Source organism: Aeromonas sp. FDAARGOS 1404, from assembly GCF_019047085.1.
Lineage (GTDB): Bacteria > Pseudomonadota > Gammaproteobacteria > Enterobacterales > Aeromonadaceae > Aeromonas > Aeromonas veronii.
The window spans coordinates 1,873,264-1,890,175 of sequence record NZ_CP077237.1 but is presented as its reverse complement, the minus strand read 5'-3'; the positions used below and the strand labels follow the sequence as shown (position 1 = coordinate 1,890,175).

Below are 16,912 nucleotides of genomic sequence, written 5' to 3'. Positions count from 1 at the left end.
TTATCATGACCAGAATTAGCTCGGATCCCGGTTTTTATCAGGATCTCAATGAATTGCAGCAAATCAAAAGCAACCCGGATCAGCGTGCCGCGCTGGATGCTGCAGCCGGTCAGTTTGAAGTCAGTTTTTTGCAAACCGTGCTCAAACATATGCGCTCGGCGACGGATGCCCTGCAGGATGAGGACGACAAGATTATCAAGGGGCAATCCCTCTATCGCGATATGTATGACAGCCAGTTGGCGATGAGCATGGTCAAGCGAGGTGGCATAGGTCTGCGGGAGCAGATGGTCAACCAGCTGGCTCCGTCATTAAAGAATCCGGACGGGGTGGTCGCTTCAGAGCAGCAGACCCTGGCTGCGTTCAGCCAGCCTCTCAACTCGGTAAAAATGAAGAAGGTTGATTGATGTCGCTGCTCAATATCGGTTTTAGCGGACTTAACGCGGCCCAAATCGCGTTGAATGTCACCGCCCAGAATATCGCCAACGTCAACACCATCGGCTACAGTCGCCAGGAGGCCATGATGGGCAGCCTGTCCGGTTTTGGTCGGCTGGATAATGGCCAGGGGGTAGAGGTAACCGGTGTTCGCAGGATCACGGATGATTATCTGGTTTCCCAGCATTGGCGTAGCCGCTCGGCGACAGGCTCCTCCTACTCGTTTTACCAGTACATCAACACTACAGAGCAGCTGCTGGGTAGTGAATCGATGAATATCACCAAGGGGCTCGACAGCTTCTTTGCCTCCCTCAGCGCTGCGCTCGACAGCCCGGAAACCCCGGCACAACGCAGCCAGATCGTCAGCTCGGCCGGTGCGCTAGCGAACCGTTTTGGTCAGCTCAACGAGAGTATGTTGACCCAGGAGAAGCAGATCGACGATCAGCTGAACAGCACGGTTTCTCAGGTCAACAGTTATCTGAAGCAGGTTGCCGAACTGAATACCCAGATCAGCGAACAGGCTTCCAAAGGGGTCAATACATCCACACTGGAAGACAGCCGTGAACAGGTCGTGCGCGAGCTTTCAACCTATATGGAGGTGAGGGTTAACCGGCAGAGCGATGGTTCGTTCTCGATCAGTTTGCCTCAGGGGCAGCCGTTGGTTCTATCCGGCAGCAGCAGTACCCTTTCGCTGGCCGGTGACAAACTTAGCCTGAGTTTCGGTCCGCAAACCTTTGAGGTTCCAACGCTGCATGGAGGGTCTCTGGCCGGGGTGATGGATTATCGCGCCAATGTACTGCGTCCGCTTCGCGACGAGCTCAATCAGATGGCGAAGAAGCTGGCTGATGACTTCAATGCCAAACAGGCCGGTGGTGTCGATTTGAATGGTGATCCAGGTAAACCCCTGTTTAGCTACGATCCGCTCAACCCTTCCGGAACCTTGAAGGTTGCCGATGGTTTTACCGGCGATCATCTTGCCTTTGCAAAGGCCGGCGGTGGTAAAGGTGACAATCGCAATTTGCAGGAGATCATCACCATCAAGGAAGGCCAGTACGACGCGTACAGTGCTCTGCTTGGCCGGATTGCGGTACAGAGTGGACAGGCCAAGGCGACCATGCAGGCTGATGCCAATATGGAGAAGCAGATGGCCACCAAGCTGAGCGGCGTGAGTGGGGTCAACACCGATGAAGAGGGGGTCAAAATCATGGCATACACCAAGGTTTATCAGGCCAATGCCAAGGTGATCAGCACCTCGGATCAGCTCTTCAATTCCATCCTGAACATGTTCTGACGGAGTGACCATGCGCATCAGTACCAACCAGATCCAGCTCAGCATGCTTGATAATCTGCAGCACGGTTTCGGCGAGTATGCCCGCCTCGATCGCCAGATCTCCTCAAACAAACGGATCCTTCAGCCTTCCGATGATCCTGTGGGAAGTGTGCGGCTGCTCGGCCTCAAGAAGGAGCAGGTGGCGATGGAGCAGTATCAGAAGAATATTGCCAATGCCAAAAGCCAGCTTTCTCAGGGCGAAATCCAGCTGGAGTCGATGACCAACATGCTGATGCGCTTGCGTGAGTTGACCCAGACTGCTGCAAACGGCTCGCTTTCTGAAGATGATCGCCGTGCCGTGGCGACCGAGGCGGCGATTATCAAAGATGGCTTGTTCGATCTTGCCAATGCGCGCAATGAGAGTGGTTCCAGCCTGTTTACCGGTAGCAAGGTCGATCAGCCTGCCTTGGTCAAGGTCACAGATCCGGCAGATCCTGACTTCGGCAGTTACAAGTACCAGGGCGATAGTCTGGTTCGCGAAGTCAGCATTGCCAATGGTGTGACGGTGGGTCTCAACCAGACTGCGGACAAGCTGTTTATCGACAATGGCGACTTCTTCAAACAGCTGGATTCCATGGTCGCCGCGATGGAGAGCGGAGCCCCCGATGCTGCTGATCAGGCTCGCGGCATGCTGGATCGCAGCAAGGTGTTGCAGGACGATATCAGCCAGATGGTGAGCACCATCGGTGCACGTATGAACCTGCTTGATCAGGTCGATGAGGGGCATGCCGAGAAAGGGGTCTATAGCAAGGAAGTGAGCAATCAGATAGAGTCCCTCGACTATGCCAGTGCTGTTACCCAGCAGGCCCATGTGTTGATGGCTTTGCAAGTTCAGCAGCAGGCATTTGCCAAGGTTAACGGACTCAGCCTCTTCAACTACATGCCATAAATTCAGGTTCAGGGAGCCATGATGCAGATTCAGCAAACCCGTTTGGGTGGAGTGGTCGAAACACCTGCCCAGCCCAGATTGCACGGGCGCCTAACTGCTCAGAGTGCGTCCCGGCCAACCGGCGAAACTGAGCGTCACCCCAATATCGTCCGGCTGGATCGGTGGGCTTTGATCGGGACTGCGCAGCAGCGGATCGCTCAGGCTCAAGGGGGAGAGCAGGCTTTGAGCCAGATTTGGGGTGAATTGAAGCGCCTCGAACAGCAACTTGGCCAGAATCGGGCGGCGAGCGGCGATCTGGTGTCACGCCTGAAAGTGTTGGAAGAGAAGTTGACCCAACCCCAAGCTCCCCTTAATACCGAATTAAAGCCACGTTTGCTGGCATCTGCAGGGGACAGTCGGGTGAGTTACGGGTCAGAGCGGCTTGACCTGCTCACCCCCAAGTCGGGCGCCGAGCGCCTGGTGTTCTCTTTCCCACAGAGCAGCAGTGCAGTTGAAGTGATGCTGCCTGCTGGAGCCAATGAATCGGAAGTGGTCACCCGGCTGGATCGTGCACTACGCAAAGAGCACATTCAGGCGCGTCTCAACGAGTTGGGCAAGCTGGAGTTAAGCGTGCCGGAGTTGCATCGACGTAAACTGGACGAGCCGGTTCTGCTTAGTGGGGAAGGCATTCGTATTCCGGCCGGAAACCCTGTTCCGGTGCAATTTAAGGCAAAGCCGGGGCAATTGACCCTGCTGGGCGAAGGTATCGACAAAGGTGAGCTGCGACAGGAGCAACAGCGCCTGAGAAGATTGCTTGGGGAGATTGAGCAGTCGGTGCGGGAGCTGAAGCAGTTCCGCCAGCGAATGGTCAAGCAGCTCGATCGGGTCAAGGCGCGTAGCCAGAATATGAAACAGCAGGAGCTTGAGCAGCTTCAGGGCAAGCTGGGTGAGCAGCTCAGGGAGGGTGGTTTTATGGGAACCATGTCAGGTCTGCTGGCTCAGGCCAACGTATCGCGCCAGAATGTGGTGGCACTGCTCACATAAAGGATGACGTGCTACATCACCGCCAAGATGGAAAAAGAGACCGCCAGCAACATGCTGGCGGTCTTTTTTCAGGGTTTCAGCAAGGCGTATAGAGTGAGGTCGGATGAAAAACCTGAGGTACTTAGTCCCTCTTCTATGGTCTTGAGAAAGTTCCGGTTGTGCTGGCGTATGGTGTGATAACTGTAGAAAAGAACGATGACATCCTGTTCTTCCAGCTCCTTGTCCATGGCCAGCAGACACAGGTAGTTGCGCAGCAGGAAGTAATCGATCACCAGGAGCTGATAGCCCTGGAAGGGCGTAGTCTGCTGTAGTGGAAAGTTGTTGTTGTAGACGTAATAGAGCAGGTAGTTGTTGAGAATGTGAGGCCTTGTGGCCAGAAAGGGAGTTACCTTGTTGAGCCAGGCTTGTTGCAGCAATGCAAGCTTGCTTTCGTCATAAACGCCCTCTAGTACCTGATTTATTTTGTCGAGGCAGAACTGCATGGTCTGCCGGCCACGCCTTCCCTGCGAATATGCAACCAGCTGATGGGTGATCGTTCTCAGTCCCCACCACTGCAATGTGGGCATGGAGGGCAACTGTTCGAACATGACGTGAAGTTCCCCTTGGTCGGCCATTACCGCGACCTGCTCGAGAAATGCTTCGTGCGACAAGGAGGTTGCATTCCTATGAAGCAGCAGTCCGATAAGCCATAGGCGCAGTTCGACCGGGAGATCGGTGGTTGTCAGCACGTGGATGCTCAGACTATGCAGGGTTGCCATGGCTGTGGATGGCAGCGTGGTAAAGGGGAGAGGCTGCCTGAGCTGGGCCTCCTCAGTCTGCATTGCCATTGGGTCTAGCAACAGGTGCCGGCAGACCTCGGGACAGGAGAGAACCAGAGATTTCTTGAGCTGGTTGGCGAGCCGGGTTTGGGTTCTGGGGTAGGTCTTGCAAGTCTGGCTGAGTGCATCTGGCCCTGCCTTGCCGTGGATCTGACACAATCGTTTCTCGTCAAGAAAAGGGCAGGCTCCCTGCTCGTCAAGGGTTATGACTCCCCACTGTTCATTGCTTTTCTTTACTTTGCGGATGTGTTGTTTGCTCAGCGATTGTATTACGGGATCTGGGTGTTTTTCGTAACTGCGGAACGTCGCTTTATCGATACTGATGGTCCAGCTATGACAGCAGTTGTCTTTGCAGCCATCTCCAATGCATTGAAATTGCGTGACAAACCGAGGGGTATATAGAAATGCTGCCATGTCGCTTTCCGATAGTGAAGGATTGCAATTTAAGGCAATAAACATGCCTATAAATTAATCCGGCGAGTTTAGCACGGCCATTCCTGTCCATTGATCAACCTGAAAAAAATATAAGAACAGAGCTCTAAATTTCCGGCAAAAAGTTGTCGTCTATATCTGATGTCAACCTAACATGCTGCGCCGCAGCGTCATATCGAGGATTACATCATGGGCTTGTCTATTCATACCAACTTTGCTTCTCTGACTACTCAAAGTCAGCTCAATACCACCAACAAGATGCTGGGTACCGCCATGCAGCGTCTGGGCACCGGTCTGCGCATCAACTCTGCAGCTGACGACGCTGCCGGTCTGCAAATGGCTACCCGCCTGCAGTCCCAGTCCAGCGGTCAGAAGGTTGGTATGCGTAACTCTCAGGATGCCATCTCCATGATGCAGACTGCTGAAGGTGCTATGGATGAGATGAGCAATATCGTTCAGCGCATGAAGGATCTGGCTACCCAGTCTGCTAACGGCACCAGTACCGCAGAAGACCGTAAAGCCATGGATGCCGAGTTTACCGAATTGCGCTCTGAGCTTGACAACATCACCAACAACACCACTTTCGGCGGGCAAGAACTGCTCAAGACTGGCAAGGGCTTCCAGGAAGATGTGACATTCCAGATAGGCGGTACTTCCGCTGAGAAGCTTGAGTTGAAAAAAACAGGAACCCTAGCCAAGGCTCTGGCGGAGGTCGTTGGCACTGGTAAGGGTACCTTGGACACTGATATTGCTGCAGGGATCGGGGATCAAAAGAAAGCTACCGATGCTATGGCTAAGCTGGATACTTTCTCCCAGAAAATCGGTGAGTCTCGTTCTGCATTTGGTGCCAACATCAACCGTCTGGAGCACACCGTCAACAACCTCTCCAACATGAAGGAGAACACTGACATGGCGAATGGCCGCATTATGGATGCTGATTTCGCTCAGGAGAGCACCAACATGACCAAGAACCAGATGCTGATGCAGGCTGGCATGTCCGTGCTTTCCAACTCCAACCAGATGACCGGCATGGTAACTTCCCTGCTGCGTTAATTCTGTGCGGCACTCATCCTGATTTTTGGTGTGGGTGCCTTTTTTATTTTCTCTCTTCAGCCCGCTCTTATTTTCTTCTGTTTTGCCTCTATTCCTCTAATTTCTATTTCCTGATTCAAGTCTTTGCTCACAGCTGTCGCTTCTTACTTTTGTACAGTTATTTGCTGCGAACGCAGCTTTAAATGAGGATCATGTTATGGGTTTGTCTATTCACACCAATTTCGCTTCTCTGACTACTCAGAACCAGCTGAACTCCACCAACAAGATGCTGGGCACCGCCATGCAGCGTCTGGGCACTGGTCTGCGTATCAACTCCGCTGCCGATGATGCCGCAGGTCTGCAGATGGCTACTCGTCTGCAAGCGCAGTCCAGCGGTCAGAAAGTTGGTATGCGTAACTCTCAGGATGCCATCTCCATGATGCAGACTGCTGAAGGTGCTATGGACGAGATGAGCAATATCGTGCAACGCATGAAGGATCTGGCCACCCAGTCTGCAAACGGAACAAGCACTTCTGCAGATCGCACAGCTATGAACTCAGAATTTACTGAGCTGCGCTCCGAGCTTGATAACATCACCAACAACACCACTTTTGGTGGTCAGAAACTGCTTGCTGCAAGTAGTGGTTTCCAAGGGAACGTAACTTTCCAGATCGGGGGCACCACCGCTGAAAAACTGGAATTAAAAGATACAGGTACACTGGCTACAGCCCTGAAAAGTGTGATTGGTACTGGTAAAGGTACCGATGGTACTAATGTGAAGGCTGGCATTGCTGACCAGGCCAAAGCAACGGCAGCGATGACAGATTTGGATACTTTCTCTAAGGGGATCGGTGAGGCTCGTTCTGCTTTCGGTGCCAACATCAACCGTCTGGAGCACACCGTCAACAACCTCTCCAACATGAAAGAGAACACCGATATGGCGAACGGCCGTATCATGGATGCCGACTTCGCCCAGGAGAGCACCAACATGACCAAGAACCAGATGCTGATGCAGGCTGGCATGTCCGTGCTGTCCAACTCCAACCAGATGACAGGCATGGTCACTTCCCTGCTGCGTTAACAGGTGATATAGCCGCTCCTATGGGGGCGGCCTTTTGTTTAGCCATTACGTGTCGGTTGGAAAGGGATTAAAGGACATTTTCCAACAGGCATGCCACAGAATAAGGGTGTAGTGATGCAAGTAGATCCGGCCAGCATGGCAATGCAACTGGTAGCTATCGAGCGCCAGAATATGGATAAGCTGCTGAAAAAGCAGATGGACAGTATCAAGGGGCAGCAGAGTGCAATCAGCACACTCACGACCAAGCTGTCGACCTTCCAGACCATGCTCAAGGATCTGAATAAGGCATCCAACCTGCAAGCCCAGAAGGCCACCATGTCCCAAGAAGGGCTCATGACGGTGACGAGCAATGGAAAGGCCAGCTCGGGGCAATACAACTTCTTTGTGGAGCAGTTAGCCCAGTCTCACCAGGTTGGTCTTAGCCTTGATAGCGAGACGGCCCCCCTGCCTGCGGATGGTATCTTTTCTCTCACAGTCAAAGGCAAGACGCTCGATATCGATCTGGCTACCCTGCCTGCTGGATCGACAGTGAAGGATCTAGTTTCCCATATTAACAATGCCAAGGATAACCCGGGTGTGAAAGCCACACTGGTTCGGACTGATGGCAAGGTCAACATGGTGTTGACCAGCAAGGATAGTGGTGAAGAGAATGCCATTACGGTGAATTACAGCGGTGATGCAAGCTCTTCCTTGGGAACTGCCATTGCCAACAAGAGCGAGATCACCAAAGCCCAGAATGCCAGGTTGCAGATGGGCGGGAACAATCCGCTAACCATCACCTCGGCCAGCAACAAGATTGAAAATGTGGTCGATGGCCTGACCCTCCAGCTCACCAAAGCACAGAAGAGCGGCGATGCGCCTCTGCAGGTGACTGTCGAACAGGATAAAGAGGCGGTCACCGGCTCTCTCAAGAAGTTCACCGATAGTTATAACGAGCTGATCGACGAACTGGCCAAGATGATGTCCAGTGACCCCAAGGCTCCCGGGGCGCTCTCTTCCGATAGCGGAGTACGCAGCCTCAAGAGCGTGCTTTCCAACAGTGTGCGAGATCTGCCCAATGGGCTCAGCCTGAGCAGCCTTGGCATCAAAACAGACAAGACCGGCAAGCTATCCTTCAACGAGACTGACTTCAACAAGGCACTGGAGAAAGATCCCGAGCTGCTGGGCAAGGCACTGATGGGGGATGATGGTCTGCTCAAGCGGATGAGCACTTCACTCGATCCCTACACCAAGCGCGATGGCGCACTCAAAGGGCGCAAGAGTGGCTTGGAAGCCAGTGAAAAGCGGGTGAATGAGCGAATGGAAGCGCTGGATCGCCGTATGAATTCCGCGTATAAGCGCTACCTCAACCAATTTACCACCATGAATCAGATGATGCAGACCATGGGCGCCCTGTAAGGGGTCTTGCTATTTGGCTGCCTCATCCGGAGCAAGCGAGTTTTACATGTTTGAACATCAAGATGGTTACGATGCTTATCAGTTTGCCGCTACTCAGGCCAAGGCTGCTAGCGCTGATCCGCATCAGTTGGTACTGATGCTGATGGAGGGGCTGCTCGACGAGATGGCCAGAGCCGAAGGACATATTCTTGCCCGCCAGTTTGAACGAAAGGGTCAGGCAATCAGCAAGTGTTTGCAGATTCTTGGCGGGTTGGACAGCGCACTTGATATGGATAAAGGTGGCGAGCTGGCAGCCAATCTGCATCGTCTTTATGACTACTGCGGTCAGAAATTGTTCGAGATCAGCGTCTCCAACAATGTTGAGGGATTTGCCGAAGTGCGCAAAATCCTGCAAGAGCTGAAAGAGGGTTGGGAAGCAATGGCGCGTCATCCTCGTTAATACGGAAGTAGTACTTCCTTCCTCTCCGTTCTTCCTCACGCCCAACATATTGAAATTTCTTGGTTCTCGGTCTGGCCCACTCCTTGCTTGTGGGCTGGTTTATCTTCTTTTTGGGGCTCGTCATGTCAGGTATTGCTCCCGTGTTGCGTGAGACCGAATTGCAGACTCGCCAGCGTCAGTTATTGGGGTTGGGTACGCTCTTGCTGCAACAAGCGCAAGCTGGCCAGTGGGATGCAGTCAGGCTAACCGATGGACGTTTCGCACAATTTGTCTCTCAAGTTAGCCGGAATCCCCAACTCTGGGCTGCGTTGCAACCAGCAAGAGATAAAGCCCGAATTTTGTATCGACAGGCATTGCAACTCTGCGAGCAGGAAACCCTGGTTCGTAAACAGGAGTGGCAGCAGCTTTCTTCGATTCGTGAAGGCTTGACCGCCTACGGTGAGACAGAGCAATGGGATTGATTCAATTTAGCGGTTTTGACGCTGCGTATTCGCCTGATGTCACGGCCTTGAACCGTTTGTCCGGCCAAGCCGGCAGTGAAGGTGAGCTGTATCAACCGCTGGATGAGGCGGTTGACCCTCTGCTTGCATTGCCCTGGCCCGAGCTGGCTGCCAGCGATGTTGCGGTAGAGGAAAAAGAGAGAGAACAGCCGGGGGCGGAAGGCGACCCAGCTGAACAGCTGCCGGCGTTTACCAATATGCCTCCTCTCTTTGTCAGAGTAAGTGATGCCGATCTTGATGGTTTTCGTGTGAGCCGTACTTTTTCCCGAGCTGAAGGTAGCACCGGTGGCCAGCAGGTGGTGGTGGATAACAAATTGCCACCCTCTCTTCGTACCTTGATGGGGAGTGCGACCGCGCTGCCCGAGCAAGAGGTGATGCCGCGTCGTGAAACGGTCTCTGCCGCTGCAGAACAGGCGCTCTCTACGTTGCTTGTCAAATCGAATGGGCAAACCGGTGTATTGCCCGGCCGCTTCACCTTGCCGGTGATGGCTGCCGGTTTGGATATGGGAAGTGTGCCTGACACCGCTGCGGTAGAAAACAGGTTGCCAGATGCTCGCCAGCTGGCAGTCGGACAACTCGCCGCTGCACCGCTGCGTCCGGTCGACTATCAATGGGCTCCTGTCCGGTTGCCAGACAACCAGAGCCAGTGGGGACAGCAGCTGGTTAGCCTGCTTCAGGACAAGGTTGAACTGCAGGTCAATCAACAGGTGAAACAGGCTCATATCCGGCTGGACCCGCCAGAGCTGGGGCGACTGGAGTTGACCGTCAAGCTCGATGGTGACCGGCTCAATGTCCAGTTGAACGTGACCAATCCGGCTGTGCGCGATGCGATGATCCAGTCGATGGAGCGCTTGCGCATGAGCTTGGCTCCCCATCATGCCGGTGGGGTCGAGGTCAATGTGGGGCAGGGTGGCGAACAGGGACAGCAGGAGCGGTGGCAACAGGAGAAGATCCTGGCTGGCCGCCGCCAGTGGCAGGATGATCCGGATTCCCAATGGGATACGGTGCACGACTGGCTCAATACACTGGTCTGATTTTTAACCCGTAATAACGAGAGTGGTTTTACATTATGCGGCGTGTCATGAAGTGGTTGATGATATTCGTCATGGCTCTGTGTCTGTTGGCCATACTGGCCTATGGCGCATGGCTTAAGCGCGATGTGGTCGAAGTCTGGCTCGGATTGGCAGAGCCAAAGCCCGAGCTGAGCAGCACTCCGCTGTTCAAGCCGATGGAGCGCTTTGTTATCAGTCTGGAAGGGGGTGAGCAGTCTCATTATCTGGTGCTGGAGCTGGCACTGGTGACCTACAACCCGGCGCAGGTTGCCAAGCTGGATGAACTGACGCCACTGATCCGCAATGCCATGGTGCAGTATTTCAGCCACCGCTCCCATGATGACGTAAAAGTCGAGCTGCAGAATATTTCCAAGTTGCAAGTCTCTCTGCGCGACAAGCTGGTCACTACGGTACAGGGATATGGCTATAAGCCCTATCTTGATGAAGTGCTGATCACCAAGGTACTGGTACAGTAGCCACGATATGACAGATTCCGTTTGGGATGCTCAACAAGAGTTTGCCGATACTCCGCAACTTCCTCGCACGGGAGAGCCCGCTATTCTTGCTCGCTATCTACCCTTGGTGAAGCGAGCCGCCAGCCATCTGCGCAGCCAGGTCAGTGCCTGTTTTGATCAGGAGGACATGGAGCAGGTGGGAATGATGGGATTGCTGGAGGCGTGGCGCCGTTATGGCAGCGAGCCCGATGCCCAGTTTGAAAGTTATGCCTTCAAACGGATTCGTGGCGCCATGCTCGATGAGTTGCGCCGTCTGGACTGGCGACCCCGCCAACTGCGACAGCAGGTACACGGCCATAATCAGGCGCAGCGTGAACTGCACAATCGTTTGGGGCGCCCCCCCTCAGAGCAAGAACTTGCTACTGCGCTCGACTGTTCGGTGGATGAGGTGCGTCAGTTGTCCTACGCCAGCCAGGCTGAAGCGCTGCAGAGTCTGGAAGAGTGGCTGGAGAATGGCGGTAAAGCCCCGACTACCGAATCTGATGATGTCGATATGGCGATGACCATCAGCAAGGTGTTGGCCACTCTGGATAAACGCGAGCAGTTATTGCTTTCCCTCTATTACCAGCAAGAGCTCAACATGAAAGAGATCGCGTTGGTGCTGGGATTAACCGAATCCCGGGTTTGTCAGCTGCACAAACAATGTGTACTTCAGCTAAAGCAGCGATTGGTCGACTCCATATAGTAGTGCTTCACCTTTACTGGTGACCCTTCTTGTATCGTGCGGGAACATTCATGCAAAAACAGATTGGCATCGGCGTCATATTAGTGTGCGTGCTGGGTGGCTTCATGATGGCCGGGGGAAACCTCGCAGCCTTGTGGCAGCCAGCCGAGCTCATCATCATCATCGGCGCAGCGGTAGGCTCCATGTTTCTGGGCAACTCGAAAGAGGTGATGCATGAAATGTGGCGGCAGATAAAGATGTGCTTCAAAGCGAATAAAGAAGAGAAAGAGGTCTATCGTGAGCTGCTGACTCTGATGCATCAACTGCTTGAAGAGACACGCAATAAGGGGATGAAGGCGCTCGACGAGCATATTGAAAATCCCCAGCAGAGCTCGGTTTTCTTGATGTATCCCCAGATTTCGGAAGATCCCCAACTGCTTGGTTTCATTATCGATAACCTGCGTCTGCTCGGAATGGGCAAGATCACCCCCCATGAACTGGATACCGTGCTGGAGCAGGAGATCATGGCCATTGAAGAGGACATGCTCAAGCCTGCTCATGCCTTGCACAAAACCGGCGAGGCCTGCCCGGGCTTCGGCATTCTTGCTGCGGTGATGGGGATCATCATCACCATGCAGCAACTGGATGGCCCTCTGAGCAATATCGGTGTCCATGTGGCGGCTGCTCTGGTGGGCACCTTTATCGGTATTTTCCTCTGCTACTGCTTGCTGGAGCCAATCAGCAATGCCATGGAAGAGATGGTCAAGCGCCGTATCGGCCTGTTGATGTGCATCAAGTCGATCCTGATTGCCCAGTTGCGTGGCAAGACACCGCTGCTTGCCGTCGATTCGGGTCGCAAGATCCTGGAGCCTGAAGTCAAACCAAGCTTCCTTGAGCTGGAAGATTGGGTGACCAACAGGGCGATGTAATGCGCAATCACGAACAGATTATCGTCAAGCGCCAGCAGCGTCGTAACAGCGGTCCCAAAGGGGGCGGCGCCTGGAAGGTGGCATTTGCCGACTTCACGTTGGCCATGATGGCGTTCTTCATGGTGCTGTGGATCCTGGCTGTGTCCAATCAGGAGGAGCGGGAAGTCGTTGCCAGCCGCCTGCGGGACTACAGCATCATGGACAGTGAGGCAAACCCGTTTGATATTCGCAATAGCCCCTATCCTGTCGATCTCGGTGGCAATCCCTCAGTGATGGATGAGCTTAACCCCAAGTTCGATCAGCAGGGTCAGCTGATGCCCAAGCATATGGACCGTAATCAGAGCATTTTTTCTGACGGTCCGGGCGGTGGGTATGAAAAGCTGTTGATAGGTAAACTTGAGGGGGAAGCCCAGATGAAGCAGCTGGCCAGCTTTATCGACCATCTTGCTGAGCAGATGCAGGCGAAGAATAACCTCGAGATTCAAATTGTTCCCCAAGGATTGCGGATCCTGATCCGTGATGACGCGGATCGGGAAATGTATAGCCGCGGCAGTGCCCGCATCAGCCCTTTCTTTCGCCATATGTTGATGGCATTGGCCCCCATATTCCAGCGTATCGAGAATCGGGTCATGATTTCTGGCCATACCGACAGCACACCGTTTGCCAGTGACAACTACAGCAACTGGGAACTCTCGTCAGACCGCGCCATGATGGCAAGACGGGTGTTGCTGGCAGGCGGCATGCCACCTGAACGGGTCGGGCAGGTTGTCGCGATGGCCGATACCATGCTGGAAGATACCCGGAATCCACAAAGCAGCCGTAATCGGCGCATTGAATTGTTGGTCATGACAACTCAGGCAGAAACCAATCTGGAGCAACTTTTCAGCTCCCAAACGCAAGCTGCAGCCACCCATGCCAAGGAGATGATTTCCCATGGACGACCCTGAGATCGAGTTTCCGCTGCATTCCTCGCACAATGATCCACGCAGAAAGGTGCCTCGCTGGTATTTGCACGATGGAACAACGCCTTTCGAGTCACAGAGTTGCGGGATTGCGGCCAGATTGCTGATTTCGGGATTGCTGTTTGACAAGAGTATCGGCCGCGCAGTGATCAAAGATATTGGCCCGGGCGGGGTCGGTTTCCTTGCTCCGGCTCGATTTGAATTACCCGAAACGGTGACGCTCTCCCTGTTGCCGCGAATTGCGCTGGATTGCAACATCACTCATCGTCGCGCCATTGGCCGGCAGCTCTGCTTTTACGGGGCTCGCTGGTCATATCCGGAAGAGGTTGATTTGGCTCCGGTACTGAGCCATTGGCGCCACTGTTTCATGGTGCCGCAATCAGTGGCCGCTTCTGCTGAATCCCAAGAGGATCAGGCAAGCGTTCCAGCCTGATCTCGCCTCGACTCATATCAAGCCCCCTGGCAGCTTTCAGCAACAGGGGATCATGCAGACTGTCCAGTGAGACCGCTTTGACAATGGCGGTCGCTCCTTTCTTCTGGTTGGCGGTGGGGGCCTTGCCCTTGCTATAGACGATCGGGCAATTGGTTATCCCTTGTGCGACAGGGAGTTGCCAGGCCGGATTCCAGCGGCTGGCTTCATTCATTGATACGCCCTTTGCCTGAGCCCACGCGGGTAGTGAGCAGCCATCCGGATGACGGAATATTTGCAAGTCATTGCCGCTGAGCCATGGCGGAAGTTGAAACTGATAGCTGTCAGCCATATCAAGCAGTCTTGCCAGCGCAACAAAGCGCGCGACATAAAAGCGTGTTTCAGTCGGAAGCTCCAGTTCCCATATATTACGTGTCCCCGCTTTTAAAACCGCATTGAGTACCCGCCCTTCTCCTGCGTTGTAGGCGGCCAAAGCAAGCAGCCAGTCATTGCCAAAGAAGCGATACAGCCATGCCAGATAGGAAAGGGCTGCCTCTGTCGCCAGTGGTAGTGAATAGCGCCCATCAAATTCGTTGGTGATGGGAATAGCAAATCGGGTGGCGGTATCTGGCATCAGCTGCCAAGGGCCTGCGGCGCCTGCAGCAGAGACCACATCCAATCGGTAACTGCTTTCCAGTAAAGGGACAAAGGCAAGCAAGGGCGGCAGTTTGCGTTCGTGAACCTGTTCCGCGACCCAGCGAATAACGGGCTGTGTCTCCGCAAGACGTTGTTGAAGATAAGGGCGCTGCTTCAGCAAGAATTGCTGCTGCTGGCTGACCAAGTCGACCCCTTTTCCCTGAATCGGGACAGGGAAACCAGCTTGCCACTGATAATTGTGATAAGCATGGCAAGATGTTGATATCATTAACATCCAGCTCATTAGCAAAAAAACGAGCCGGGTCATGGGGCAATTGTTGAGCAAGGATCGCGCAATAATAAAAACATGATATATCTCAACAGTTTTTTGAATTTAAGGTCGTCTGATCATGTGTAATCTAGGACGTAGCAAGCATGATAACACGAGTAAAAAAGAGCCCAAATTCGGGTAAAGCGATTCAGAAGTTTTTGCTGTATCTGATACTCGCCAATTTCATTCTGATGGGCTTGTACATTGGTTACGCTCAAGAGCTGACATTTGCCACCAATATTCTGCTGACATCCCTGCTGATTATTTACAATCTGTTGCTTTGTCAGTTGGTGTCTCTGCGTGCTCGCCGTTCGAAAGATGGTTACATCATCTATCCAGTGATATGTGTCAGTATTTTGCTCTGTGCAGTGGTATTGTTCCGTTTCATCATATCGCCCAGATAGTGACCGCTCACCGACTTGCTGCTTATTAATCACTTTCTGTTTTTTCAGCAATAACTCTTGGAAAATCAACCTACTCAATCCGCAGCATGCAATTGCTGCGTCAATATGTTCCCTCTGTCCCATCTCCTTGCTTGAAAAGCCCCCTGCACGTCCTTAAACTTCAAGGTGGGGAAAAGTGGATCAAAGTGGTTTTTAGAGGGGCAATCTGCCTGCTCACTCACCTTCAGGGACTGCAATTTGTTGCGTGGCGCTCATGCCATCAGCCTGGACAGTAAAGGGCGGCTGGCAATTCCGACCAAATTCCGTGATTGGCTGCGCGATGAAAGCGACGGCCAGCTGGTCTGCACCATCGATATTGCCCATCCCTGTCTGCTGCTTTATCCCCTGAATGAATGGGAAGAGGTCGAGCGCAAGCTCAAGGCTCTCTCCAGCATGAATCCGCAAGAGCGCCGTTTGCAGCGACTGCTGCTGGGACATGCAACTGAATGCGAGCTGGATGGCAATGGCCGTCTGCTGCTCAGTCAGCCACTGCGCAACCATGCGGGGCTGGACAAGAAAATCATGCTGGTGGGCCAGCTCAACAAGTTTGAGTTGTGGGATGAAGCCCGCTGGCAACAACAGGTCAATGACGACATCTTGGGTCTGCCCGGGGACGATTGGGCAAGCTCACCACGACTACAGGATTTCTCTTTATAAATGACCCAAGCCGCTGAACACATCACAGTGCTGCTGCACGAAGCCGTTGAAGGTCTGGCCATCAAGCCGGATGGTGTCTACGTCGACGGTACTTTTGGCCGTGGTGGTCATTCTCGTCTGATCCTGCAGCACCTTGGCCCCAATGGCCGCCTGATCGCCATCGACCGCGATCCCCAGGCGATCGCCGAAGCAGCCAAGATCCAGGATCCCCGTTTCGAAATCGTGCACGGCCCCTTCTCCGGCATCGCCTCCTATCTGGATGAGCGCGGTTTGCTGGGCAAGGTGGATGGCTTCCTGCTGGATCTGGGGGTCTCTTCACCCCAGCTGGATGATGCCGAGCGCGGCTTCAGCTTTATGAAAGATGGTCCGCTCGATATGCGGATGGATCCCACTTCCGGTCAGAGCGCTGCCGAGTGGCTGGCCAAGGCCGATGTGGATGACATCGCCTGGGTGCTGAAGACCTTCGGTGAGGAGCGTTTTGCCAAGAAGATCGCCCGTGCCATCGTGCACGACCGCGTGACCGAACCTTATGTGCGTACCCGTCAACTGGCGGAGATGATTGCCCGGGTCAATCCGAGCAAGGAGAAGGGCAAGCATGCGGCAACCCGCAGCTTCCAGGCCATTCGCATCTATATCAACAGCGAGCTGGACGAGATCGAAACCGCGCTCAACGGTGCACTGGAAGTGCTGGCACCACATGGCCGTTTGTCGGTGATCAGCTTCCATTCGCTGGAAGACCGATTGGTAAAGCATTTCATCCGCAAGCACGAGAAGGGGCCGGAAGTGCCTTACGGCATTCCGTTGACCGAGGCCCAGTTGGCAGGCGGTCGCAAATTGAAGTCGGTCGGCAAGGCGCTCAAGCCTTCTGATCATGAAGTATCTGAAAACAGCCGGTCACGCAGCTCGGTGCTGCGGGTTGCCGAACGGTTGGCGGAGTAAG

The 16,912-nt window shown here is 53.8% G+C and carries 19 protein-coding genes; 17 read left to right on the top strand and 2 right to left on the bottom strand.

The window, feature by feature from the left end; translation table 11 throughout:
* The first annotated feature begins 5 nt into the window (after positions 1 to 5).
* From I6L34_RS08710 to I6L34_RS08695, 4 genes are all read left to right on the top strand, one after another.
* Positions 6 to 404, top strand: a complete 399-nt coding sequence (locus I6L34_RS08710; protein WP_019444809.1) for a rod-binding protein — start codon at positions 6 to 8, stop codon at positions 402 to 404.
* Complete coding sequence (lfgK, locus tag I6L34_RS08705) at positions 404 to 1,723, top strand: lateral flagellar hook-associated protein LfgK (RefSeq protein ID WP_021231864.1); 1,320 nt, start codon at positions 404 to 406, stop codon at positions 1,721 to 1,723. The genes I6L34_RS08710 and lfgK overlap by 1 nt, the downstream gene beginning before the upstream one ends.
* A gap of 10 nt (positions 1,724 to 1,733) precedes the next feature.
* Positions 1,734 to 2,651 carry a lateral flagellar hook-associated protein LfgL gene (gene lfgL, locus I6L34_RS08700; protein WP_021231865.1) on the top strand — a complete coding sequence of 306 codons (918 nt, stop codon included), beginning with the start codon at positions 1,734 to 1,736 and terminating at the stop codon, positions 2,649 to 2,651.
* Between the two features lie 222 nt (positions 2,652 to 2,873).
* Entirely contained in the window at positions 2,874 to 3,674 is an 801-nt protein-coding gene (locus tag I6L34_RS08695; RefSeq protein ID WP_230848188.1) for a hypothetical protein, read from the top strand.
* Between the two features lie 68 nt (positions 3,675 to 3,742).
* On the opposite strand, the gene fliB is transcribed toward I6L34_RS08695, so the two are convergent.
* Positions 3,743 to 4,906, bottom strand: coding sequence for a flagellin lysine-N-methylase (gene fliB, locus I6L34_RS08690; protein WP_058058633.1), 1,164 nt, complete (start codon positions 4,904 to 4,906; stop codon positions 3,743 to 3,745).
* Positions 4,907 to 5,113: 207 nt separating this feature from the next.
* Here fliB and lafA (I6L34_RS08685) point away from each other — a divergent pair, with 207 nt between their 5' ends.
* From lafA (I6L34_RS08685) to I6L34_RS08635, 11 genes are all read left to right on the top strand, one after another.
* Positions 5,114 to 5,977, top strand: coding sequence for a lateral flagellin LafA (lafA, locus tag I6L34_RS08685; RefSeq protein WP_019444804.1), 864 nt, complete (start codon positions 5,114 to 5,116; stop codon positions 5,975 to 5,977).
* A 196-nt stretch (positions 5,978 to 6,173) separates the two neighbouring features.
* Positions 6,174 to 7,037: a lateral flagellin LafA gene (gene lafA, locus I6L34_RS08680; protein WP_019444803.1), complete on the top strand. Its 864-nt coding sequence runs from the start codon at positions 6,174 to 6,176 to the stop codon at positions 7,035 to 7,037.
* 114 nt (positions 7,038 to 7,151) lie between these two features.
* A complete protein-coding gene (lafB, locus tag I6L34_RS08675) occupies positions 7,152 to 8,435 on the top strand; it encodes a lateral flagellar capping protein LafB (protein ID WP_058057540.1) in 1,284 nt (427 codons plus the stop codon).
* Between the two features lie 46 nt (positions 8,436 to 8,481).
* Positions 8,482 to 8,874, top strand: a complete 393-nt coding sequence (gene lafC / locus I6L34_RS08670) for a lateral flagellar export chaperone LafC (protein WP_019444801.1) — start codon at positions 8,482 to 8,484, stop codon at positions 8,872 to 8,874.
* A 59-nt stretch (positions 8,875 to 8,933) separates the two neighbouring features.
* Positions 8,934 to 9,335 carry a hypothetical protein gene (locus tag I6L34_RS08665; RefSeq protein ID WP_019444800.1) on the top strand — a complete coding sequence of 134 codons (402 nt, stop codon included), beginning with the start codon at positions 8,934 to 8,936 and terminating at the stop codon, positions 9,333 to 9,335.
* 47 nt (positions 9,336 to 9,382) lie between these two features.
* Positions 9,383 to 10,408 carry a flagellar hook-length control protein FliK gene (locus tag I6L34_RS08660; protein ID WP_254202947.1) on the top strand — a complete coding sequence of 342 codons (1,026 nt, stop codon included), beginning with the start codon at positions 9,383 to 9,385 and terminating at the stop codon, positions 10,406 to 10,408.
* 71 nt (positions 10,409 to 10,479) lie between these two features.
* Positions 10,480 to 10,902: a lateral flagellar basal body-associated protein LafF gene (lafF, locus tag I6L34_RS08655; protein WP_269428984.1), complete on the top strand. Its 423-nt coding sequence runs from the start codon at positions 10,480 to 10,482 to the stop codon at positions 10,900 to 10,902.
* A 7-nt stretch (positions 10,903 to 10,909) separates the two neighbouring features.
* Complete coding sequence (gene lafS / locus I6L34_RS08650; protein ID WP_026034857.1) at positions 10,910 to 11,626, top strand: lateral flagellar system RNA polymerase sigma factor LafS; 717 nt, start codon at positions 10,910 to 10,912, stop codon at positions 11,624 to 11,626.
* Positions 11,627 to 11,676: 50 nt separating this feature from the next.
* Complete coding sequence (lafT, locus tag I6L34_RS08645; RefSeq protein ID WP_019444796.1) at positions 11,677 to 12,534, top strand: lateral flagellar motor stator protein LafT; 858 nt, start codon at positions 11,677 to 11,679, stop codon at positions 12,532 to 12,534.
* Positions 12,534 to 13,481: a lateral flagellar motor protein LafU gene (gene lafU, locus I6L34_RS08640; RefSeq protein ID WP_021231289.1), complete on the top strand. Its 948-nt coding sequence runs from the start codon at positions 12,534 to 12,536 to the stop codon at positions 13,479 to 13,481. The genes lafT and lafU overlap by 1 nt, the downstream gene beginning before the upstream one ends.
* Positions 13,468 to 13,929 (top strand): hypothetical protein, encoded by a 462-nt coding sequence (locus tag I6L34_RS08635; RefSeq protein WP_075115831.1) that lies wholly within the window; start codon positions 13,468 to 13,470, stop codon positions 13,927 to 13,929. Before lafU ends, I6L34_RS08635 begins: the two co-directional genes overlap by 14 nt.
* On the opposite strand, the gene I6L34_RS08630 is transcribed toward I6L34_RS08635, so the two are convergent.
* Positions 13,862 to 14,869 carry a lytic transglycosylase domain-containing protein gene (locus I6L34_RS08630; protein WP_234781243.1) on the bottom strand — a complete coding sequence of 336 codons (1,008 nt, stop codon included), beginning with the start codon at positions 14,867 to 14,869 and terminating at the stop codon, positions 13,862 to 13,864. The genes I6L34_RS08635 and I6L34_RS08630 overlap by 68 nt on opposite strands.
* A 644-nt stretch (positions 14,870 to 15,513) precedes the next feature.
* Between I6L34_RS08630 and mraZ the strand changes: the two genes are divergently transcribed.
* Together mraZ and rsmH are read left to right on the top strand one after the other, a co-directional pair.
* Complete coding sequence (gene mraZ, locus I6L34_RS08625; RefSeq protein ID WP_058057541.1) at positions 15,514 to 15,972, top strand: division/cell wall cluster transcriptional repressor MraZ; 459 nt, start codon at positions 15,514 to 15,516, stop codon at positions 15,970 to 15,972.
* Entirely contained in the window at positions 15,973 to 16,911 is a 939-nt protein-coding gene (rsmH, locus tag I6L34_RS08620) for a 16S rRNA (cytosine(1402)-N(4))-methyltransferase RsmH (RefSeq protein WP_005336168.1), read from the top strand. It begins immediately after the preceding gene.
* The last annotated feature ends 1 nt before the right edge of the window (position 16,912 follow it).

Excerpts from the sequence above, each read along its gene's own strand:
- lfgL (WP_021231865.1), top strand. The coding sequence starts at position 1,734 with ATGCGCATCAGTACCAACCAGATCCAGCTCAGCATGCTTGATAATCTG.
- lafU (WP_021231289.1), top strand. The coding sequence starts at position 12,534 with ATGCGCAATCACGAACAGATTATCGTCAAGCGCCAGCAGCGTCGTAAC.
- I6L34_RS08710 (WP_019444809.1), top strand. The coding sequence starts at position 6 with ATGACCAGAATTAGCTCGGATCCCGGTTTTTATCAGGATCTCAATGAA.
- lafA (WP_019444804.1), top strand. The coding sequence starts at position 5,114 with ATGGGCTTGTCTATTCATACCAACTTTGCTTCTCTGACTACTCAAAGT.
- lafA (WP_019444803.1), top strand. The coding sequence starts at position 6,174 with ATGGGTTTGTCTATTCACACCAATTTCGCTTCTCTGACTACTCAGAAC.
- rsmH (WP_005336168.1), top strand. The coding sequence starts at position 15,973 with ATGACCCAAGCCGCTGAACACATCACAGTGCTGCTGCACGAAGCCGTT.
- lafB (WP_058057540.1), top strand. The coding sequence starts at position 7,152 with ATGCAAGTAGATCCGGCCAGCATGGCAATGCAACTGGTAGCTATCGAG.
- I6L34_RS08635 (WP_075115831.1), top strand. The coding sequence starts at position 13,468 with ATGGACGACCCTGAGATCGAGTTTCCGCTGCATTCCTCGCACAATGAT.
- I6L34_RS08630 (WP_234781243.1), bottom strand. The coding sequence starts at position 14,869 with ATGACCCGGCTCGTTTTTTTGCTAATGAGCTGGATGTTAATGATATCA.
- lafC (WP_019444801.1), top strand. The coding sequence starts at position 8,482 with ATGTTTGAACATCAAGATGGTTACGATGCTTATCAGTTTGCCGCTACT.
- lafT (WP_019444796.1), top strand. The coding sequence starts at position 11,677 with ATGCAAAAACAGATTGGCATCGGCGTCATATTAGTGTGCGTGCTGGGT.
- lafS (WP_026034857.1), top strand. The coding sequence starts at position 10,910 with ATGACAGATTCCGTTTGGGATGCTCAACAAGAGTTTGCCGATACTCCG.
- lfgK (WP_021231864.1), top strand. The coding sequence starts at position 404 with ATGTCGCTGCTCAATATCGGTTTTAGCGGACTTAACGCGGCCCAAATC.
- lafF (WP_269428984.1), top strand. The coding sequence starts at position 10,480 with ATGGCTCTGTGTCTGTTGGCCATACTGGCCTATGGCGCATGGCTTAAG.
- fliB (WP_058058633.1), bottom strand. The coding sequence starts at position 4,906 with ATGGCAGCATTTCTATATACCCCTCGGTTTGTCACGCAATTTCAATGC.